The sequence below is a fragment of the Alkalicoccobacillus murimartini genome (genome assembly GCF_030813245.1).
GTDB lineage: Bacteria > Bacillota > Bacilli > Bacillales > Bacillaceae_D > Alkalicoccobacillus > Alkalicoccobacillus murimartini.
In genome coordinates, this window is the sequence record NZ_JAUSUA010000002.1 from 852281 (window position 1) to 874398 (window position 22118).

The window sequence follows — 22118 nt, forward strand, 5'->3', positions numbered from 1 at the left end:
ACGAGGCGTTACGGCGCTTGAAGGTTCTCGAATTAAATATAATGACTTAATTTTTGATCTAACCCGTCCTGCTCTCTATAGTAGTTAACTTGTTCCCGTACTCCCTTTACCACAAAAGAGATCATATCCTTTTGCTGATCTTCTAACCTCTCGGGATAGATTAAATAGAAACACTGACTTAAACTACTCTCATGGAGATTATAGATCGATAGACCTTTGGTATCTAACCATAGGCTTGACCTTGGTAGCAGTGTATACCCTACCCCTTCTCTCACAAGCGTTTTAATATCCCAAAAATTTTCTATCTCAATGATTTGTTTTGGTCGAATTTGATATGCCCGAAAGAATTTCTCTTCAATTAATTCTCTTAATGGGTATCCCCTTTTAGGAATAATGAAGCAGGCATCTTTCATCAAAAAGCTTGGATTAATTAGATCATGGTACACTTTATTCTTTCTAGCACCAACCAGATGAATCGGTTCACTAAAAAGCTCAATACTTTTTACATTGTCTGGTATATAGTCATTTTGATTAACAATAGCCATTTGAATCACCTCACAGCTTGTTAACATGGGCAATTCAATCGATGAACTCACCTGTATCTTCCAACGCTTGTAAAGTCCTTGTTTTTCTATTAAAGGCATGATAATTGGAGAAACAATCCTCATCACTGGATTGTTTACACCAAATTGAAAGACCTCGTTATCTTCTTCCTGTGTATCCTGCATAATTCGAATGCCTTCATTTAGAATAAGCAAACTCTTATATGCAAAATAATAGAATTTTCTTCCTTCTAATGTGAACTCTGTGCCTGATTTCGATCTTACAAATAGCTTCTTTCCTACTTCTTCTTCAAGAAGCTCTAGTCTTTTGGAAATGGTTGAGTACGAAAGTGGATATGTCAAAGATAGTTTATTCATGCTTCTGTCATGTGCCAATGATGTAAATAGTTCTAAATCTAACTTATCCATATCTCGCCTCCTATTTCTATTATCATAAAACAATTAACGATAGATTCTTAGACAATGTAAGATTACTTCTCATATATTTCAGTTTTCATTGGAGGAATGTCCAATAGATTCCTTTTCTTATCTTTTCTACTAAGTAAAAATACGGCACACACAGAAAAAATCGTCATAATAGCTCCCAAATAAAGAAAAGACATCGAGTAATCCAGTAGTGGTAGCGCGAATCCAAAATAAAGAGGGTTCACCAATTGCGCGGAACGATTAATAAGCAGACGTAATCCAAACGCGATGCCTCTCTCACTAGTCTCTGTGTGTTCTGATATGAGTGACATTGATACAGATTGAGTAATAGCCAATGAGAATCCAGAAACAGCCAATACCATTATAATGACAAGGAAGTTATGGCTAAATGGTAAAATCAAAAGAAACATAATAGATAAGAAAAAACTTCCGGTTAAAATAACGGTTAAATTCCACTTGTTAGTCATACGTTCATAAACACTTTTAACTAAAAGCCCAGCTCCTGATGCCACCGTTAATAAAAATCCTATCTGCATGTAGTTATAATCAATATGTTCTAAATATAACGGGACATAGGACATGCGAGTATCCACAATAAATAACATGACAAAGGAAGCAACTAATCCAGCAGCTACTCCTTTATTTTTTAGAAGTGAAAACGTTGCGCGCATGTTATTTCTGTGCGCTGGAACTGATATTTTGCTAGTAAGCTTGCGTATTCTATATCCAGATATCAGTAAAACAAGACAAATACTCATATATAAAGTAAAGACACTTGAATAACCAAGTAACTCTAAACAGAATCCTGCAATGATGGGACCTAATAGTTGACCCAATGCCATATAAAAAGAAAAGGTAGCAATTCTTTTTGTTTTGCTTATTTTTTTTGCATCACCTGTAATCATGACTTGAACCGTAAGCCAAACAAATAATTGACCGATGCCTGCTATGATCTGCGCAAGAATTAACATAGTAAGATTAGTTGAAAGGATATATAGGAGGCCGCTCAGGCACATTAACCATGCGCCCCATCTGAATAGAACCTCAGAACCCACCTTTTCCATGTAACCGCCAATCGGTATAGCTAAAAGCAATGGAATAACTGCATAAATCGCTAAAATGAATGAAATGTGTAGGTCACTTGCTCCGATAGATAAACCAAATAGCGCGATCACTGGCCTGGTTAATGAATGAGCAAACCAATATAAACCACAGCATATAGAGATAAACGTCCACTCTTCATTCTTTCTTTCAATCATTATTTATCTCCACTCTCTGATCGATAAAATAAGGTCTGGATACCCATCCAGACCTCAACGTTATTATTCAGCAGCCACTTTTCTTTTAAAGGATCCAAAATCTAACTTGTCGTCATAGATTCCTTCATCAACGGTTTCTATATATTGAAGGGTGTCTTCCAAAGACATACAATCCGCATACTTAGCATTCATATCGTATAAGGCCATCGCATGAGAAGCTTGTCCTCGGTCAAATGTACACTCTTCAACCACTCCAATTCGATAATTGTAAGAAAATGCATCTACAACAGAAGCACGAACACACCCGCTCGTTGTTGTCCCTGTCACAATCAACGAATCTACACCTAAATGTACAAGGTGAGTCAACAAATTCGTTCCATGAAAAGCACTAGGCTTTAATTTTTCGATATATAAATCCGTCTCTAATGGAGCGATCTCTTTGACGATATCATTGCCTCTAAATCCTTCTACACCTTGCGCTTCTTTCATCTTAGGATTCTTCCATGTCCATGCCCCTCGATCAAACCCATCTAATCTTGAATCGATTCCTGTTGTATAGATCACTGGAATTCTTTTTTCTCTGGCATGGTGTAATAGTGTTTGAGTATGGTCAACAGCATCCCATGCTTCTTCTCCACAACTGAGATTCCATGTCTTTACCGACTCTTCTACAGGTTCACGCTTATGACCGCAAAAATCATAGCTAACATCAATAATTAAGAGCGCGGGTTTTGAACCTAACCCCGCATTATTTCCATAACCAGCATCCCCAAATACCTGCCTGTCCCGGTCTGTTAAAAAATGATCCCAAGATTTTTTCATAAACGTTTCCTCCTTTATTTTTGGAAAAATGATGATTCTACAATATCGTCATACGAAACGGCGTCAGCCTCTAACATATCCGCATTTACAACCACTTTTAGGTTTGTACTAATTGAATCTTCAGTTATTTCACCTGAGAATTCCCAATGCTCATCATCTAGTGCCCTTTGCATCATCGCTTCAAGTAAGTCATCATCAATGGTGGAAAACTCTTCTGTTGCTGTTTCTAATGCTTCTTCTGGATTGTCTCTAATGAAGGCTAGACCTTTTTTCATTCCCTCTACAAATGCTTCCACTTGCTCTGGGTGCTCTTCAATTGTTTCTAATTGAACATTCATTGTAGAATACGCATAATCCCCTAGTTCTTGAGGAACATTGTAGATTGGTTCGCCCCAGATACCTTCATTTATTCCTTGTTGAAGAATAGGGTCTGCAACTATAGCTACTTCTCCCTCTCCTTCACTTATTACACTTGGTATAGAGGACTGATCAACCTCTAATAAAGTTACATCCTTATCAACATCCAATCCCCATTCACTAAGAAGATATCTTGTAATTGAATTTGGCGTCGCACCATAAGGGTTCGTAACAATCGTTTTGCCTTTTAGGAAAGTAGCCATATCCTGATCGACTTCTAACCCATCTTTTGCAACCATATAAACATTACCTCTATTAACTACATTCACAATAGCTTTTAGATCTGCATTTTTTGCTTTTGCAAATGCATTATGCTCAGGACCTCCAATGAATGCCCATGCTTCATTTGTTAACACCGCATTTGTGTGAGCACTGCCTCCTGACAAAGTCGTTATTTCTACTTCTACTCCTTCAAAAAATCCTTCTTTAATAGCTACATAAAGTGGTAAATATCCAAAGCCTCGTAATGGCTCAGCCACGATTAATTTGGGTATATCACCTTCAGGTTCAGCAGAGGCCCCTTGGCTACTTGATGAGCCGCAGGCAGATAAAATCATCAGTATCATGCTAGTACATAAAATAAGTAAACTCTTTCTCATTATCATCACCCCTTATTATTTATGAAGCACACCCTGCAACAAACGTTTTTCAAGCCATGAAATAATTAAATAGAGGAGAACTGAGAGTAATGAAAGATTGAATATCCCTGCCCAAATCAGCGAGATTTCATACGTTTGACCCGCATAAAAGATCATTCTTCCTAAACCATTACTTGATCCGATATACTCTCCAACTATAGCTCCTGTTAGAGCAAGCCCGATATTGATTCTAAGTGCGGATATAATCGCCGGCATCGTCCATGGAACAACTACCTTCGTGAATACCTGCCACCTAGATGCTCCCAACGCAAAAATCATTCTCACCAAATCCCGGTCAACCTGCTTCATTCCGTTATAAGTCGTTAATGTAGTAATAATAATTGTAATCGCGATAGCCATAGCTACTTTGGAAGAAAGACCTATTCCAAAAATCAGCACTACAATTGGAGCCAGTGCTAATTTAGGCATCGCCTCAAAGATAATGAGGAATGGTTCTGTAACCTTTGCATAATATTTAGACCACCAGAATGATAAGCCTATAGCAGCCCCGCCAACTGTACCAATTAAAAATCCATAGATTGTTGATTGAAATGTATAGAATGTGTCATACCAAACGGACCCATCGGCTGCGATAATTAGCCATGTTTGAAGGATTTCAGATGGCATACTCCAAAAAAATGAATTAATAATCTCAAATCGCGCCAGCAACTCCCACAACGTAATGAATAGTGCAAACACCCCTAATCTACCAACTTGCAGTGTCCACTCCTTTGGTTCTTTCTCGATGCTTGCCCATGCTCTACGTTTTTTTGACTTAGCTTTGCTAGGTTTATTAGAGGGTACAGCGACGGTATCTACGGTTTTGATATGCTCTGCCAATGCCTTCCCCTCCTTTATGCACCTTCTTTTTGACTCTTTTTAACTTCTTGTGAGAGAAGATGCAGTGCTTCTTCTTTTAAACGGATAAATTCTTTAGACGTTGTAATAGTAGGTTTTCTTGGCCTTGCAAGATCCACTTTCAATCGACATTTTACCGTTCCTGGTCTAGCCGTCATAATATAGATCTCATCAGATAAGTAAATCGCTTCATCAATATCATGCGTAACAAACAAAATGGTTTTCTGAAAATCATCCCACAAATCAAGCAACCACTCTTGCATATTAGCTCTAGTTTGAGCGTCTAATGCTCCAAAGGGCTCATCCAATAAAATAATATCCTTGTTATATAAAACCGTTCGAAGCAATGCAGCTCGTTGCCTCATGCCTCCAGATAATTGTGACGGATAACTATGTTCGAACCCTTTTAAACCGTACTTTTCAAGTAAAGGTAGGGCAATATCTTTCGCCTCGTTTTTAGGCTTCTTTAAGATTTCCATTCCAAGAATGACGTTATCGAGGATGGAGCGCCATGGTAGCAATAAATCCTTTTGTAGCATATATCCGACAAGCCCCGTTGATCCATTTACATTCATTCCATCGATGACAAGCTCCCCATCACTCGGTTCATCTAGCCCCGAGATAATATTAAATAAGGTTGACTTGCCACAACCACTCGGACCGATGATACTGACAAACTTGTGAGGAGATATTTGCATTTCTACATTATCGATCGCGCTTACCGTTCCCTTTTTTGATTCAAACGTTTTGGTAACATTCCGTAATTCCACTTTATAAGGCTGGGACTCCATGTACGATTACCTCCTTTATCTGTCTAATCAAATTCTAGCACTCAGATCTATTAGCCGGTTCACGGTAATATAAAGAACAAATTGAGAGATTTCATGACAGAATTTTTAGTTAATTCAGTTTTTTACTAGTTGACATAATCACTTTTATAAAAATAAACTAAACTAACACCGACACTACTAGGAGGATGAGGATGCGAGATTTAACGGAGGAACACATGCAACGTTTAAATATACACTTACCTAAACCGAACAACCCATTAAATGGATATGTATCTGTTAAACAAGTTGGACGTCTACTTTACACAGCTGGACAGGATTGTCGAATAAATGGAGAATTGCAATACGAAGGTAAATTGGGAGAAGAATTAACGATCGAGGAAGGCAAACACGCTGCTGAAATTGTGATGTTGAATCTCCTAGCAGCTATCAAACAGCACACGGGTAGTCTGGACAGCATTAAACAAGTTGTAAAAATATTAGCATTCGTCAACTCCACAAACACCTTTGCTGACCAGCCTCACGTCATAGATGGAGCCTCAGACTTACTAAACCGTATACTCAAAGAACGTGGAACTCATGCCAGGTCTGCCGTTTCGGCAAATTCTCTTCCTTTTCACACACCAGTGGAGATAGAGATGATCGTTGAGTTGAAATAAAAAAGGACTAATGGTTATCCGTCACTAAAAAAGATCCTTACACAAAAAGGATCTTTTTTAGGATATCTATGAATAATTATAAGAGAAGATCTCCCACTAAATCTCAGTATAAACCTACCGTTTCTTCATACTACAAATGCGGAGTATGATTATACGCTTCAACCTCAAAGGAATCATCTAACCAACGTAATTGCGTGATGGATGTATTCGCTAATTTTCCTTTACCGGTTCCAATTTCTCCATTTGTAATCCGGTGAAGAAAGGCATTGATTGCTCCGCCGTGGGATACGATTAATGTGGGTGCGCCTTCTGTCATTTTGGCAATGTTTGTGATGGCTGTCACCATTCGTTCCTGCATGTCTTCAAGCGACTCCATGCCATATCTCATCGGCACCCCAAAGTTTATTTGAAAGTCCGGTAGCGTATCAACAATATCCGTTATGAGTCTTCCTTCTAGCTCGCCGTAATATCGCTCACGTAGAGCTGTTTCTGTTTTGATTCCACTTATAGGCATAGCTTCTGTGAGCCATTGTGCTGTTTGATTCGCTCTCTTTAAGTCACTTGTAAACACATATTCAAAATGAATGTTTTGATCTATAAAATGGGTAGCTAATTTCTTCGCCTGCTGAATGCCTTTTTTGCTTAATGGAATATCCTTTTGTCCTTGAAGTCTCTTTATGACATTCCACTCTGATTCTCCGTGCCTGACGATACATAACAAAATAAATCCTCCTATAAAATACGTTTTCGAATGGCAGCGGATAGCTGCTCTACTAAGACAACCACTATAAAAATAATGATAATAATCATAAATGCTTCATCATATTTCATTAATGACATAGATGTAGATAATTCTATTCCTATACCACCTGCGCCAACTAATCCAAGCACAACGGCTGATCGAATCGCTTTTTCTACTGAGAACAAACTTGTAGCTACAAAGGAAGGAAAGCCAATCGGAACAATGGATGCGGAATAAACACCCAAACGATTACTTCCTGTAGACTGAATCGCTTCACGTGGACCTTTATCCATTTCCTCTATTCGTTCAGAGAAGAAGCGCGCACAGAAAGCCGTAGTATCAACCATAATGGTCAAGATCCCTGCAAAAGGGCCAAGTCCCACTGAGATAACAAAAAGTAGAGCCCAAACTAAGTCCGGTACTGTACGCATAATAGATACGATAAATCGAATGACTGTGCTGATAAGCGGATGAGGCGTGGTATTTTTTGAGATTAATAAGGCAATGGGTAAGCTAATTATTACACCAAATACTGTCCCAACTAATGCAATCTCAAACGTTTCCAACATCGCCATGGAGATGCTACTCCACCGGCTTACATCGGGTGGTACAGCCCTCGAAAGAAAGGTCCCGATATTTTGTGAACCTGCTACAATTCGATCCAACGAGATATTTGCATTGATCATACCTGACATAAAGAAACCAACAAAGCCAACGATGACGATCCAGCTCCACACAGGAGGCATTGAAAAACGCGGAGGAGGAAGATTAGACATGAGTGAGGATCTCCTTCTGTTCATAATAAAGACGGTCGAATGAATGCACAGTTTGGTTTGTTTTTAACTCATCAAGCACAATCTTTCCGTTATTGAGTCCTACAAAACGATTCCCATACGTAAGGGCTAAATCTAGCTGATGAAGAGTACAAATCAGCGTCAATCCCTGCTCCTGTGCCACTTCAATTAATAAATTCATCACCTCAATACCAGCTTTAGGATCTAAAGAAGCAATGGGCTCATCCGCAAGCACAACAGTGGGTTCTTGAATAAGCATACGAGCAATAGCCACCCTTTGTTGCTGCCCTCCTGACAGCTGGTCAGCACGTCGAGAGGCCAAATGGCCAAGACCCACTCGTTCCAGACAATGCATCGCACTTTCTCTTAATTCTTTTTTAGCAAAGGGATGGAACGTTGTGATGACAGATGGATGACGACCTAAGGCACCAAATAATACATTTTGAAAAACCGATATATTTGGAATGAGATTAAACTTTTGAAATACATTTCCCATTTCCTTCTGGAGTTGTCGAAGCTCTTTTCCATTCGCTTGAGAGATTGACCGCCCATCGAGAAAAATCTCTCCTGAGGAAAGTGACTCCAGCCCTCCAACTGTGCGAAGAAGCGTAGATTTACCTGAACCGTTATGGCCAAGTAAAATGACTAGTTCTCCCTTTTGCACAGTCAAATCAACGGATGACAACGCTTTTGTCCCATTATGAAAAGCCTTTGATACTTGTTTAAGTTGTAACATTCGACCCCTCCATCTAATCTAGCTCGATGCCTAACTCTTCATAGATCAAACGAAGATCATCGTAATCATTGTCATCTACCAAGACAAACTCGCTCTCTTCATAATGATCATGTTCACCTGTGATCAGCATGCTCTCTAGTAACTCATCTTGATTGTCTATCATTGTTTGACGGAGCTCTTCTACTACTTCATCTGATAATTCATGACTTGCCACAAACAAATCATTAGGTAAATCCTCACTTTCAGCCAATACTCGAATATTCTCCTCTCCCCACTCTTCCACAAGGTCGTTGTAACGAGATAGAGAAAAGGCAACTGCATCTGTTTCGCCCATTTTAAAAGCTTCAACAAACGTCTCACCAAGCATTAATGTATCCACGTCATCTTGAGGATCCAGACCGGCTTCCATTAAAAGACCAACAGGAGCAATGTGGCCTGAGGTAGATCCAACATCTTTCATCGCAATTTTCTTGCCTCTCAAATCTTCAATGGACTGTATATCACTTGAAGCTGGAACTGCAATAACACTTCGATAACCGGGTCTAGTAATTCCAACGACCCCTTTTACATCAGTCATATTTTTCATAGACACATATTCACCAGGGCCAGTCAGTACGATATCAACTTGTCCAAATTCCATGGCCGTAGCCGCTGCCGTTCTGTTTGATATGGAGAAGAATTCGACTGTTCGTTCCGTTGCTTTTTCTAGTTCATCTTTAAAAGGACCAAATTCTCTAGACAATTCTTCCATTCCTTCTGCACCTGTATCGACAAAACGGATCGTCTCAAGCTCTTTCCCTTCATTCTCCGCACTTGCCTGACTCTCTGTCCCACAAGCCGCAAGAAAAACCGCAAAACCCGACACCATCGTTAATAGAATCTGTTTTTTCATACTAAAAACCTCCCTTGTAAAAGTACAACCTTAGATTACCAAGGAGACATTAACAATAAATTAACGTAAGCCTAAGCTAATATTAAGAATTTTTTTATAAAATAATGACAATGTATAGATTTTATCAATAGGAGGAATTTTGGATGTTTACGTTACAGCAATATGAAATTCTACTGTCTATTTATCAAACGGGTCAGCTTACCAAGGTGGCCAAGCAACTTCAGCTAAGCCAACCCACTATAACTTTTCATATAAAAAAGATGGAGCAAAAAAGTAACCTAGCACTCTTTGAGTACCACGGGAGAAGGACAACCCTGTCTTCAACAGGAAGAGCCTTGCTTCCATATGCTCAACAAATCCTCCAAATTCATAATCAAACGAAGCAAATCATTCAAGACATTCAACATGAAAAACAAGGCTCCATCATCATTGGCGCAAGTAACACCGTAGCCAACACCATCATTCCTTCCACGTTGCCAAAGATCTTTGCTCAATTTCCAGACATAGACCTTTCTATTCTCAAGTACAACACTCGTACCATTCGTCAGCTTGTACACGACTTTACGATTGATATTGGTATCATCATTGCCCACAAAGAAGATATCGAGGACGTAGCGGCTATTCCAATCAAAGAAGACCCTATAGGTATTGCAATAAACGTTCACCACCCCTTTGCACACTATCCGCTCCATGACCCAAGTGTCCTAGTGAACGAACGATTTTTGCTGCGTGACCAACACTCAACCTCGACAAAAACCTTTCGTAGTTGGTGCCAAAAAGCAAATATCACATGTCGATACGAAACAGAAATCCAAAGTGCAGAAGCCATAAAAAAAGCCCTACTCACGAACAGCGGCATCGCTGTTGTATCAAGGCTCTCCATTGAAGAAGAAATAAAATCTGGTCTCTTGATCTTCAAAGAAATAGAAGCCAAAAACCGCCGATCCGTCTATTTAATTCATCACCCACAACGGCGCCTCTCTCCCTTGCAGCAAAGTATGATTGCCCTTATTCAGGCGATGTGGGGGGATTATCAAAAAGAGGATGAGACAACTTCTACTCAATCAGAATAATCCTACATAATGCTGGTTGAATTTATGGATGTCACATCTTCCGGATTTTGATAGGATGGCATTATCTGTTTTTTTAAGGGTTGATGCTATGAGGAGAAGGAAAAAGATTTTTGTAATGTGTCTGTATGTATTTATGATCTATGTTTTGATCACATATGTGATGAGGTGGGAATCAGCAATAAATCCACAATTAGAGTTAAAGCTACCTGTAGATGAGCAAATAAGTGAAGCAGCTCTAAACGATATGGTAGAACAAATGAATGCGGAAAGAGTTTTTACTGGGGAAGCTACATATCAAGATTACACGCACTCCATCGTATTTAATAATGAAAAACAAGCCCGCTCCCACATGTCTTTTTGGGAGCATGATAGTTACATAGCATCAGATGCTATCATTTGGTCTGGTGGAATACGAAGACTGCCTTTTTACCGGTCAGAGAGGTTAGATATTCAATTAGATATCCCTGCAGACATAACAAAGCAGTATGAGGAAAATGAGTTCCTGCTTGTGTTAGATTCCACTCATGTAACTGGTGCTAACGCAGAATCTACAACTAAAAATAGGTACACTTGGAGGTCCGAGGAAGATTCCTTTTTGATCAAGTATCGTGTAACAACTTACGAGATAGGTGCTTTTTCAGTCTTCTTAAGTACAATTATCCTAATGATCGCTACCCCCATCCTCTACGTTAGGATTAAGTGGGAAAAGCAAAGGCCTTAATGCTCAAAAATTTGATATAAATGCTCGAAAATGTTGAGGTTTGGCTCAAAAAAGTCATAAATGCTCAAAAAACATACGTTCATGCTCAAAAAATAACTAGAACGCTCAAAATTTCTTAAAATGCGCGAATTCACCATAGAAATGCGCAAAAAAGCAGAGGATCGCTCAACTCGCATCCTCTGCATAAACCTGCACTTGATTTCGCCCTTGCCTCTTCGCCACATATAAGGCTTTGTCAGCCTTTTTCAACAGCTGATGCAGTGTTTCCTCAGTATCCTCACTGGCTTCAGCTAAACCACTACTAATAGTTATCGAGATGGCCACATCGTTCATAATTAATGGCTTGGATTCCAAACGAAGTCGGAGCTGATTAGCGACTATCTCTGCTTCTGCTCCTGTGTAGTTATTTAGCCCAATAACAAACTCTTCCCCACCATAACGAGCAAACAGGACGTCTTCCTTAAGGTCTGTTTGGCATACATGCACTACATGCATCAGCAATTGATCCCCCACGTCATGACCAAAGGTATCATTCACTTTTTTAAAATAATCAATATCCATTAATATAATAGAGTAAGGACTTGCCGTCTGCTTCGTTAAACTAAATTCATGCTCACTTTTCTCGAAAAAGGCTCTACGATTATAGATTTGTGTTAAATCATCATAATACGCACGATTTTCTAACTCTAGCTGCAATCTTTTTAGCTCAGTCACCTCAGTAAATATAAGTAATAATCCTTTACGATTATTCGCGTGTTGCAGAGGAGACATGCGCACTTGATAGATATAAGGAGTATCATCATTTTTCAACTGTATTTCACTTGTGATATCGGCAGAATCCAAATCAAGTGGGAAGGCTTCACCTGTGAGCCCTAACCACACATACTTAAAGTCCATTCCAACCATTGATTTATGCATGGAGGGAAACATACTCTTATAGGCTTCATTAAACTCAATCATACGATGCGATTCATCTAACACAATGACCCCATCGTTAATACTATTAAAAATAGAATCCTTTGCAATCGGCATGACCGTAAACATTCTTGTTGAGTTAATGGACCAAACATACAAAAGTGATGTGAACCATAATACCATTGGTACAGGATCAATGCCTGGAGGAGTGAATCCTAACAGATAGATAAATGCTGTGACCATTGGTACAAATTGACCTATCATTAAAAATAATAATTGTGCGCGATACACCTTAGCCGTTTCTCTCCAACGCGAAAGCATGAGAAAAAACGCCACAAACATACTTACAAACGTGAAAATACCGTGAATCATGTACCAGGAGCCAATCTCTTGCTGGACAAAAGGTGCCCCCAAGACAGGATCAATTTCAAACACACGATAATGAAGATGATGAAAATCGTTCGTCGCGACCATCAAAAAGCTAATTACAGAAATCGACAAAAGAGGCAGAGCCCACGCTGCCTTTATCTTCATACCTAAGTATTTCATCGCAAACAATAAACCAAGTGGTGCAGATACTGGCATTCCGATATATAAAATAATATTCCAAAACTTCAACTGTTCTAGTGTTGTTGCTGTCAGACCTAAAGCAGAACCAAAGCAATAGATCGAAATAGCTGCCGTATAAAACATAAAATAATACGAAATATTTGTGTACTGGTGTCGTCGAAGAAACACATACATACACAAATAAAGATTAATGACACCCGATGTACTAAACAGAGTAATATATGCGGTTAATTGGGAACTCAATCCTTCAGCCCTCTTTTACAAAACATTTTATTTAAATGTAGCATAAAAGACCTAGTAAGTTACCTTTTTTTAATGAAAAGTTGATTGATATTATATATGCATAGTCTCTTTTCCTACTAAATATTGCATAAAGTCTTCAAATTCCCCGATATACCTATCTACGCCTTCAACATGGTAGAATGTACTCGTTTTTTCGATCTCATTCACCTCATTAGTAGGAGAATAAAGATAGATTCGTTTACCGAGTCCTAAAGCGATACCTAATTCAACATGACTACTTTTCCCTGCCGGATAGAGCAGTACAAGAAAATCAGACTGCTTGACTGCTTCTTTTTCTTGCTCTCCGATCAAGGATAACTGCTCAACAGAATGCACTTTCTTACCTTCTGTCCAGTCATACATGTGCTAAAATCCTTCTTCCGAAAGACGTTTAGCAAGCTCTCGAACAATGTCTATATTCTTAAAACTTGAAGCCAGATAGAATTTCATTTAATTTATATTTCCTCCCACTCTAGGTCCTCTTCTGTTTCTTGAATCAAATCAAACAGGATGTTTCGGTTTGTCACTCTATACATGTCTGTGCCTACTAGAATTTTCTCCTCAGACACATCAATCCATAAAGAACCAGGGGAAAACCAAATCATATAGCGAAGTTCACTTGTATATCCTGATGTCTTTTGTAAGCCCATCTCAGAAGGCTCTTCAATCAACCGCTGAATGAGCTCAGCGTCTTCTTCAAATACAAAACGATGGTCTCCAGAATCACTAATTCTAAATTCAACCTGTTCAATCTCCTCTAGGTTTTCGTGCTCCCTCTCTAACACTTGCTCATAGGTCACAACTCTTACCTGGTCATAGACGTAATAGCCCGCCTGACCAACGATGACGAGAATTAATATAATGAAAAGGGATAAAACGGCTATTCCTAGCTTGTATTGTCTCATTCAAGACACTCCCTTACTTGCTTAGTCTCTTCCTTATTCTTCCTTTCCCCTTTCTCTTTGCACGAAACCCATTAATCCGTAGTTCGTGAAGTGGTGAATGAGTGTCGCCATTTCCTTTGGTGATTCTTTTTGTCCATTTATGAGCCAGCTTTCGATTGCGTCAATACTTCCACTTAAAACAAGCAACGGGATGTATTCGGAGAGTTTGTCATTCATAGTAAAATCTTCAATCCATTCTCTCATGATGATGTGTTTTGTTAATTCCATGACCTGCTTCTTAAAAGTCGAGTCAACATTTTCGCTTAACAGCACCTGACAGAGATCACTTTTGTCTGCGACATACTCAAGGATTTTTTCGGTCATTTGTAGGGCTTCTTCTTCTTTATTAAAATTGTATTGATTCAATGTCTGATACATATCTTCCACGACCTCTTCACTGATTTTATCAAGAAGGTCGTATTGATCTGTGTAGTGTCCATAAAAGGTGGATCGATTGATATCAGCTAAAAGGCATAGCTCTTTCACTGTAATAGACGTAATTGGCTTTTCCTTTAACAGTTGAATGATCGCATCCTTTAAAACCATTCGTGTATACTTTTTTCGTCTGTCTATTTTTTCGTTCACGTAAGTTTCACACCTTCATTTTCATTTTTTCCAACACTCTGTTTAAATATGTTGATTACAAAACGGAATCTAATCAACTGTTTGTTGTTTATCCAACACCGTGTCTATATACTATTAATGGAATAAACATGAAAGTCAATATAGGTGGGGAAATGAATTGTTGATAAATAAAATTATTGGTCACAAAAAAGCAGTAGTCCTTGTATTTGCCGTTCTGACTATGATTTCCATAGTCGCTCAATTCTTTGTATCTATTAACTATAATATGGTCGAATATTTACCGGATGAGGCTCCTTCTAGTATTGGCTTGGAGCTCATGGAATCGGAATTCACATCAGATATGCCCAACACAAACGTCATGATTCAGGATGTCTCCGTTCAAGAAGCACTGGAATATAAGGAGAGCTTAGAATCGATTCAAGGTGTCACATCCGTTTCTTGGCTAGACGATGTGATGGACACACGAATACCACTAGAAATAGCTGATACAGCTACAGTGGAATCCTACTATAAGGATCGTAACGCCTTGTTTTCATTGTCCATTGAATCAGGAGCAGAAGTTGCAGCCACCGAAGAAATTTATGAGTTAATTGGTGAGGACAATGCGGCTTCCGGGGAAGCGGTGAACACAGCTACTTCTCAAAATATGACGAGTACTGAAACGATTTATGCTGCCTCACTATTAGTTCCCATTATCATTATTATTTTAGTTGTTTCAACGAAATCATGGATAGAGCCTCTCTTTTTCTTAACAGCGATTGGGGTCTCCATCTTAATCAACTTAGGAACCAATATATTCTTAGGCGAAATTTCTTTTGTTACTCAATCTGTCGCACCGATTCTTCAGCTAGCGGTCTCACTTGATTACGCCATTTTTCTTCTTCATCGCTTTTCAGATGAGCTCAAAACAGAACAAACGCCAGAGAAAGCCATGGCCAAGGCAATGAAAGCTTCGTTCCCTGTTATTTTTACAAGTGCTCTGACTACCTTCTTTGGTTTTATGTCTTTAATGCTCATGGACTTCGGAGTAGGAGCAGACCTTGGATTAAATCTAGTTAAAGGAATTGTCTTAAGCTTTATCTCTGTTGTTGTATTCTTACCTGCCCTCACTTTATGGGGCTATAAATGGATGGAGAAGACGCAGCATAAGAGTTTGATTCCTGATTTCACTGGGATTGGTGGCAAGCTTCTTAAGCTGAAGATTCCTGCTCTTATCATTGTTTTCACTTTGATTGCACCAAGCTTTCTGGCACAAGGAAGTACATCCTTCACATATGGCCTGGGCGATTTGCCTGAGGACACTCGTACAGGAGCAGATGCAATCAAAATTGATGAGGTATTTGGTCAATCCACACCTATTGTGGTGTTAGTTCCTAATGATGACCTTGCTAAAGAGGAAGAGCTTGCTCAAGAGATTGAAGGTCTGCCTTATGTAGACTCTGTGATGTCGTATGCCACAGCAATTGGTACAGCGATTCCGGTGCAATTTATAGATGAGTCAATCATAAAAGAATTTCAATCCGAGAACTACAGCCGACTCACTGTGTTTACAAATGCAGAGGTAGAAGGAGATATTCCTTTTCGGTTAGTTGAGCAGATTCGTGAACTTTCAAGTACCTATTATGGGGACTCGGCTTATACACTCGGAGAAAGTGTCACGCTCTACGATATGAAAGAAACGGTAAGCAAGGATAATCGAATGGTCAATACTGTCACCATCGTAACGATTGCGATTGTTCTACTATTTGCGTTCCGTTCCATCTCGATTCCTATTGTCCTTCTGTTAACGATTCAAGCAGCGGTATGGATAAACCTAGCCGTACCTTATTTTACAAACGATTCACTTGTATTTGTTGGTTACTTAATTGTCAGTACGGTGCAACTAGCGGCGACGATTGATTACGCCATTTTGTTAATGGAGACGTATAAACACCATCGAAAATCAATGCCTGCTATCCCTGCTATAAAAAAGGCATTGGATGAACAGATCTTTTCCATTACGATATCGGCCGCTATTCTCTCGAGTGTTGGATTTATTCTATGGTTCACTTCAAGTAATCCAACCGTCTCATCCATAGGATTATTGCTTGGTAGAGGTGCAGCCCTGGCTTATATTCTCGTAATCTTATTCCTACCGGCGTTACTTTGGATTTCGGATAAATTAATTAAAAAGACAACGTATAAAGCTGATTTTTACGAGGAGGAAGAATAAATGAAACAAAAATTACCTATTTTTGTTGCTACTACACTACTTGTTCATCAATCCTTTTCACTCGTTGCTGCTCCTTCAGCACTGGCAGCAACAGAAGGGTCCATTTCTTCCAAGGACGAAGTAGTCTATGCAAATTTGCAAGCTAACGGATTGGTTAATGAACTCTATATTGTTAATGCGCTAGAGGTTACAGATGAAGGTGCTGTACAAGATTATGGTTCCTATGATCAAGTGATTAACTTAACGGATGTATCAGAGATCACTCAAACCGACTCAAACGAGATTGATCTACAGTTACCTACAGGTAGGTTTTATTATCAAGGCAACCTAACAACACAAACGGAACTCCCTTGGGAATTTGAGATTACCTATTCATTAGACGGTCAAGAGGTAGAACCCTCTGATTTGATAGGTGAAGAAGGTGCATTCGAATTAGACATTCAGGTTTACCAAAATGATGAGGTTGATCCTGCTTTTTTTGAAAACTATTTATTACAAGTTTCCATTCCTCTTGATAGCAATAAGTTTACACAGATCGAAGCACCAACTGCGGCTGTGGCAAATGCAGGGGAAAATAAACAAATTGCTTTTACTGTTATGCCAGAGGAAGAGGCACATCTCGAGCTATCAGCTACAGTCACAGATTTTGAACTTGAGGGGATTGAGATATCTGCACTGCCTTCCTCCTTCGCCATTGATTCTCCGGACACAGAGGAGTTAACAGGAGAATTTGATTCCTTAACTGGTGCCATTTCTGAGTTGAATGATGGGATCGGGGAAGTAAAAAGCGGAGTTAGTGAATTAGCCAATGGGCTACAACAGTTAGAAACAGGCTCATCTGACTACCAACAAGGGGTCTCAGAAACGGCAAGTGCTGGATCAGCGCTGGTTTCAGCTTCAAGTAGTATTGAAGAGGGTTTATTGGAGCTAAATGAAGGATTGCAATCGGATGATCTAGATATGGACTTCGACATCGGCCTAGATGATGAGCTATTTTCAGCACTTGACCAATTTTCAGCTGGAATCAGCGAGTTAGCTGAAGGCATTACCGAATTAAACGCCGGTTATCAACAGTCTTACGAAACATTAAAAGAAGCGATGGATGAGATTCCGGAGCACGAGATCAGTGAGGAAGAGATTCAGCAGCTTTATGTGAATAACCCTGAATCAGAAGCCGTAGAAAAGCTTATCGAAACGTATGCTGCAGCAAGTAAGGCAAAAGCAACCTTTGATGCGGTCGATGAAGGCTTTGAAGCTGTCGAGCCTGCTTTAGAAGAAATGAGTTCATCTGCTACTCAGGTGAGTAAAGGTATCGATGAATTCTCAACATCTGTGCAAGAAGCTATTAACGGAATAGACGTTGGAGAAGGCCTCGACGGACTGAATGAGCTGAGCAACGGAATCGAAGCACTTGCTACTCAATACGGATCGTTTCACGACGGTCTAACAGAATACACAGACGGGGTAAGTCAGTTATCTAGCGGCTACCAAGAGCTCGACACAGGTATTAGTGAAACAGCTGATGGCGCTTCTGAGCTCTCTAATGGGTTATCAGAGCTACAGGAGGGGACCCAGGAGCTTGAGTCAGCTACCTCTGAAATTCCTGATCAGTTACAACAAGAAATTGACGAGATGATCTCCCAATATGATAAATCTGACTTTGAACCGATCTCCTTTGTTTCACCAGAAAATAACGATGTCATTGAAAACGTACAATTTGTCATCCAAACAGAAAGCATCAAAACACCTGATGATTCAGAACAAGCCGCTGAAGATGAAGAAGAGCCCAGTATATGGCAGCGTTTTTTACAGTTATTCGGGTGGGATTGATTCATAATACATTGTAAGCCGTCATGCTCCTTGCATGACGGCTTACGTTTTTTTTAAGCGGTCGAACGTCCGTTTTGATGTTCAAACGAACGTGTGACTAGATTCGACAGACTCTTCATCTGATCTTTGATAGTTTAGTAGTAATAGAATAGGCGATCTCAAGGGTGGTCAGCACTCCCCTATAGAAAGGGGGTGCTACTATGACACCGACTCAGGCGTGGATTATGATTCTCATTTCACTCACATCTGTTATCGTGTCTGTCATTGCTTTAAAGACAAAAAAGTAACCCACCCTTGAGCTGTGCGGCTTAAGTGGATTACTTTCTCTACCCATTGCTGACCCCTTTGGTGGGAGCCATTCTATAATTACCGTCTAATGTTACTAGCATTAGGCGGTCTTTCTATTATGTTACGCTTTATTAGTCATAATTATACTTATTTTATATATAGCGGTCAATTAAAAAATGACTCTCCATTGTCTTCTAACTCATGGCAATTTAGATAACTTTTGAAGGTTAATCATAAAAAATAATCCCCTGTGCAGGTTCTTCTACACAGGGGATTGTCTTAATGTATTACCTCATTCATTATATAACCGAATCCATTTCTTTTCCTTTTTTTCGAGCCTGTTCAGAAAGTGGTTTCTTCAAGAATCCAATCATGAGGCAGGTAACGATCGAACCAAGTAGGATACATCCGATGTAAAGGAATGGATGATTACTTGCTATTGGTATGACAAAGATTCCGCCATGTGGTGCTTGTAACGAGATGTTTAATGCCATACACGCTGCTCCACCAATTGCGGCACCTACGATATTTGCAGGAATAATCCGTAATGGATCTGCTGCGGCAAAAGGAATCGCTCCCTCTGTGATAAAGCTTGCTCCTAGTACATAACTTGCTTTTCCAGCCTCTGCTTCTTGAAGAGTGAACCGGTTCTTAAAGAATGTTGTAGCTAGTGCAATCCCGATTGGTGGGACCATACCTCCAACCATAAGAGCGGCAGAAGGCTCAAAGATATTCGCTGCAAACATAGCTAAACCAAAGGCAGAAGCTGTCTTGTTAATCGGTCCACCCATGTCTGATGCCATCATACCAGCTAACAATGCACCTAAGATTGCTGCATTAATACCTGTAAGACCAGTTAACCAGTTCTCTAAGAATATATTGAGTAAGGACATTGGTGTATTTAAGACAAAGAACATAAATGCGCCAACAATAAGAGTACTTAATAATGGAACTAATAAAACGGATATTAAGCCTTGGAAGGCCTTTGGTACTTTAGCAAAAGCTCGTCCAATATACAAAACTGAGAATCCAGCCACAAATCCGGCAAACATCCCACCTAGGAATCCAGATCCACCAATACTTGCGACCATACCACCGATCATAGCTGGAGCAAGACCTTGCTTATCCGCAATACTGTATCCAATGAACCCAGCCAAGATAGGAACCATTAGAGCGAATGCTGCTTCTCCACCCACTTGACTGAAGAACTCTGCAAAGATATTATACTGATCACTTTGAGGATCAGCTGCATAAATTCCAAACATAAATGATATGGCAATGAAGATACCACCTACCACTACAAATGGGATCATGTACGATACACCACTCATAATATGCTTATAGAAATTCAAACCTGACTTCTTCTCAGGTTCAGCATGCGATTCTGAAACATGCTCAGACTGAGGGTCACGAATATCATAAGCGAGTGCTTGGTCAATTAATTGATCCGCATGACTAATCGCCTTTTTTACTGGGACATCTACAAAACGTTTGCCCTTGAATACATCCGTATCCACTCTAACATCATGTGCCACAACAATCGCATCCGCATTCTGAATATCTGATGCAGTTAAACGATTTTCTGGTCCATTCGCGCCATTTGTTTGGATCTTAATCTTCATGCCGCGTTTAGCTGCGGCTTCTTTTAATGATTCTGCCGCCATATACGTATGAGCAATACCTGTCATACAAGCCGTAATACCAACAATATATTTCCCGGAATCCTGCTTTTCAGTTTCAGCAGGTTCACTTAATACGGACTGATCTTGAATCGTTTTTATGACTTCATCCATTGAAGTGGCTACAAGTAATTTGGCTCGAAACGTTTCGTTCATTAAAAATGTTGAGAGCTTTGATAAAAGAGAGAGATGTTCATTTGACGCATTTTCAGGTGCAGCAATCATAAAGATTAAGTTAGTATGCTGTCCTCCATAATCAATTCCTTGAAGCGTACGACCCATGATGATTGTCGGCTTAGAAACAGATTTTGATTTTGCATGTGGAATCGCTACTCCATATCCTACTGCTGTAGAAATTTCATTCTCTCGTTTATAAATAGCTTCTTTAAAGGAAATCGGATCATTCGTAAGTTGATTCTCAGTTAATTTACCCACTAATTCGTCAATTACAGCATCCTGATCTGTACCTTTGAGATTCAATATAATATTATCTCTAGTAAGAATGTCTACTAATTCCACAAAAATCCCTCCCAGACCCACCTGAAATTATTAACTGAAATAGTGATGCGCTTGATTCGTTGAATTAAACAGATCCATCTTTTTCTTCACTACTTCTTGCGCAGCTTTACGCGCACTTGGCATGATCATATCTGGCTCATACGCTGTATCGTTTTCGATTAGGAAACGACGCATCTCTTTGAAGAAAGCATTTTTCATATCTGTTGATAGGTTAATCTTTGATACACCATGAAGGTAAGTTTGTGAAATTTCCTCATCTTTGTTGTCACTACCACCATGAAGAACAAGAGGGATATCTACATTTTTATTGATTTCAGCAAGCAGATCGAGCTTCAATTCTGGCTGTCTATCGTGTTTGTATTGACCATGGGACGTCCCAATTGCAATAGCCAATGTGTCAATTCCAGTTTGTTCAACAAATGTTTTTGCATCATCTACATCTGTATATAAGATGACATCCGCTCCACCTTCAGAGCTTCCTTCGTTTGAACCAATTGTTCCGAGTTCAGCTTCAACAGAAACATTAACGCTATGTGCAAGCTTCACGACTTCTTTAGAGATGGCAATGTTATCTTCAAATGATGCGTGAGAAGCATCGATCATAACTGACGTAAATCCGTTTCGAATCGCTCTCATGACATCTTCCACAGAACCACCGTGGTCAAGATGGATAACCATTGGTACCTTTGCATTTCGGCAGCTTTCACGAACATAAGTTATAAAATCATCACCTAGTAGTTCTACTTCATTTGGGTGGATTTGAATGATAGCTGGTGCATTTTTTTCTTCAGCAGATTCAATAATAACCCTCACAAATTCACTGTTTGCTACGTTAAATGACCCCACTGCAAACTGATGCTTGTACGCTACCGCTAAAAGATCCTTCATATTCATTAACATAATTAT

21 protein-coding genes are annotated in these 22118 nt (G+C 39.5%); 5 read left to right on the forward strand and 16 right to left on the reverse strand.

The window, feature by feature from the left end; genetic code table 11:
• Positions 1 to 32: 32 nt before the first annotated feature.
• The 6 genes from J2S05_RS10570 to J2S05_RS10595 all read right to left on the reverse strand — a co-directional run bounded on the left by J2S05_RS10570 (position 33) and on the right by J2S05_RS10595 (position 5774).
• Positions 33 to 971 carry a LysR family transcriptional regulator gene (locus J2S05_RS10570; RefSeq protein WP_306982563.1) on the reverse strand — a complete coding sequence of 313 codons (939 nt, stop codon included), beginning with the start codon at positions 969 to 971 and terminating at the stop codon, positions 33 to 35.
• A gap of 62 nt (positions 972 to 1033) precedes the next feature.
• Positions 1034 to 2248 carry an MFS transporter gene (locus tag J2S05_RS10575; RefSeq protein WP_306982565.1) on the reverse strand — a complete coding sequence of 405 codons (1215 nt, stop codon included), beginning with the start codon at positions 2246 to 2248 and terminating at the stop codon, positions 1034 to 1036.
• Positions 2249 to 2311: 63 nt separating this feature from the next.
• Positions 2312 to 3070: an isochorismatase family protein gene (locus J2S05_RS10580; RefSeq protein WP_306982566.1), complete on the reverse strand. Its 759-nt coding sequence runs from the start codon at positions 3068 to 3070 to the stop codon at positions 2312 to 2314.
• Between the two features lie 14 nt (positions 3071 to 3084).
• Positions 3085 to 4086 carry an ABC transporter substrate-binding protein gene (locus tag J2S05_RS10585; protein ID WP_306982567.1) on the reverse strand — a complete coding sequence of 334 codons (1002 nt, stop codon included), beginning with the start codon at positions 4084 to 4086 and terminating at the stop codon, positions 3085 to 3087.
• A gap of 15 nt (positions 4087 to 4101) precedes the next feature.
• A complete protein-coding gene (locus J2S05_RS10590; protein WP_306982569.1) occupies positions 4102 to 4965 on the reverse strand; it encodes an ABC transporter permease in 864 nt (287 codons plus the stop codon).
• Between the two features lie 14 nt (positions 4966 to 4979).
• Entirely contained in the window at positions 4980 to 5774 is a 795-nt protein-coding gene (locus J2S05_RS10595) for an ABC transporter ATP-binding protein (protein ID WP_306982571.1), read from the reverse strand.
• 191 nt (positions 5775 to 5965) lie between these two features.
• Between J2S05_RS10595 and J2S05_RS10600 the strand changes: the two genes are divergently transcribed.
• On the forward strand, positions 5966 to 6430 hold the full coding sequence (locus J2S05_RS10600; protein ID WP_306982573.1) for a RidA family protein: 465 nt from the start codon (positions 5966 to 5968) through the stop codon (positions 6428 to 6430).
• Between the two features lie 130 nt (positions 6431 to 6560).
• Here J2S05_RS10600 and J2S05_RS10605 read toward each other — a convergent pair whose 3' ends face one another.
• Genes J2S05_RS10605 through J2S05_RS10620 form a run of 4 tightly spaced genes read right to left on the reverse strand, consistent with a single transcriptional unit; the run spans position 6561 to position 9594 of the window.
• Complete coding sequence (locus J2S05_RS10605) at positions 6561 to 7151, reverse strand: histidine phosphatase family protein (protein ID WP_306982575.1); 591 nt, start codon at positions 7149 to 7151, stop codon at positions 6561 to 6563.
• Positions 7152 to 7162: 11 nt separating this feature from the next.
• Complete coding sequence (gene phnE, locus J2S05_RS10610; protein WP_306982576.1) at positions 7163 to 7948, reverse strand: phosphonate ABC transporter, permease protein PhnE; 786 nt, start codon at positions 7946 to 7948, stop codon at positions 7163 to 7165.
• Positions 7941 to 8702, reverse strand: coding sequence for a phosphonate ABC transporter ATP-binding protein (gene phnC, locus J2S05_RS10615; RefSeq protein ID WP_306982577.1), 762 nt, complete (start codon positions 8700 to 8702; stop codon positions 7941 to 7943). The genes phnE and phnC overlap by 8 nt, the downstream gene beginning before the upstream one ends.
• Before the next feature lie 13 nt (positions 8703 to 8715).
• Complete coding sequence (locus J2S05_RS10620) at positions 8716 to 9594, reverse strand: phosphate/phosphite/phosphonate ABC transporter substrate-binding protein (RefSeq protein ID WP_306982579.1); 879 nt, start codon at positions 9592 to 9594, stop codon at positions 8716 to 8718.
• Between the two features lie 143 nt (positions 9595 to 9737).
• Here J2S05_RS10620 and J2S05_RS10625 point away from each other — a divergent pair, with 143 nt between their 5' ends.
• Positions 9738 to 10667, forward strand: a complete 930-nt coding sequence (locus J2S05_RS10625; RefSeq protein ID WP_306982581.1) for a LysR family transcriptional regulator — start codon at positions 9738 to 9740, stop codon at positions 10665 to 10667.
• A gap of 88 nt (positions 10668 to 10755) precedes the next feature.
• Positions 10756 to 11388, forward strand: coding sequence for a hypothetical protein (locus tag J2S05_RS10630; protein WP_306982583.1), 633 nt, complete (start codon positions 10756 to 10758; stop codon positions 11386 to 11388).
• Positions 11389 to 11553: 165 nt separating this feature from the next.
• On the opposite strand, the gene J2S05_RS10635 is transcribed toward J2S05_RS10630, so the two are convergent.
• From J2S05_RS10635 to J2S05_RS10650, 4 genes are all read right to left on the reverse strand, one after another.
• The gene (locus J2S05_RS10635) at positions 11554 to 13116 is read right to left on the reverse strand and encodes a histidine kinase N-terminal 7TM domain-containing diguanylate cyclase (protein WP_306982585.1); all 1563 of its coding nucleotides are present in this window, start codon (positions 13114 to 13116) and stop codon (positions 11554 to 11556) included.
• Positions 13117 to 13206: 90 nt separating this feature from the next.
• Complete coding sequence (locus J2S05_RS10640) at positions 13207 to 13518, reverse strand: group-specific protein (protein WP_306982587.1); 312 nt, start codon at positions 13516 to 13518, stop codon at positions 13207 to 13209.
• 92 nt (positions 13519 to 13610) lie between these two features.
• Complete coding sequence (locus J2S05_RS10645; RefSeq protein WP_306982589.1) at positions 13611 to 14060, reverse strand: hypothetical protein; 450 nt, start codon at positions 14058 to 14060, stop codon at positions 13611 to 13613.
• Between the two features lie 33 nt (positions 14061 to 14093).
• Positions 14094 to 14684 (reverse strand): TetR/AcrR family transcriptional regulator, encoded by a 591-nt coding sequence (locus J2S05_RS10650; protein WP_306982591.1) that lies wholly within the window; start codon positions 14682 to 14684, stop codon positions 14094 to 14096.
• A gap of 220 nt (positions 14685 to 14904) precedes the next feature.
• Here J2S05_RS10650 and J2S05_RS10655 point away from each other — a divergent pair, with 220 nt between their 5' ends.
• Both J2S05_RS10655 and J2S05_RS10660 read left to right on the forward strand, forming a co-directional pair.
• Positions 14905 to 16896 carry an efflux RND transporter permease subunit gene (locus J2S05_RS10655; protein ID WP_370873636.1) on the forward strand — a complete coding sequence of 664 codons (1992 nt, stop codon included), beginning with the start codon at positions 14905 to 14907 and terminating at the stop codon, positions 16894 to 16896.
• On the forward strand, positions 16897 to 18726 hold the full coding sequence (locus J2S05_RS10660; protein WP_306982593.1) for a YhgE/Pip domain-containing protein: 1830 nt from the start codon (positions 16897 to 16899) through the stop codon (positions 18724 to 18726).
• A gap of 587 nt (positions 18727 to 19313) precedes the next feature.
• Here the strand turns inward: J2S05_RS10660 and J2S05_RS10665 are convergent.
• Together J2S05_RS10665 and J2S05_RS10670 are read right to left on the reverse strand one after the other, a co-directional pair.
• A complete protein-coding gene (locus J2S05_RS10665; RefSeq protein ID WP_306982594.1) occupies positions 19314 to 21212 on the reverse strand; it encodes a PTS fructose transporter subunit IIABC in 1899 nt (632 codons plus the stop codon).
• 30 nt (positions 21213 to 21242) lie between these two features.
• Positions 21243 to 22112, reverse strand: coding sequence for a ketose-bisphosphate aldolase (locus tag J2S05_RS10670; protein ID WP_306982596.1), 870 nt, complete (start codon positions 22110 to 22112; stop codon positions 21243 to 21245).
• Between the last annotated feature and the right edge of the window lie 6 nt (positions 22113 to 22118).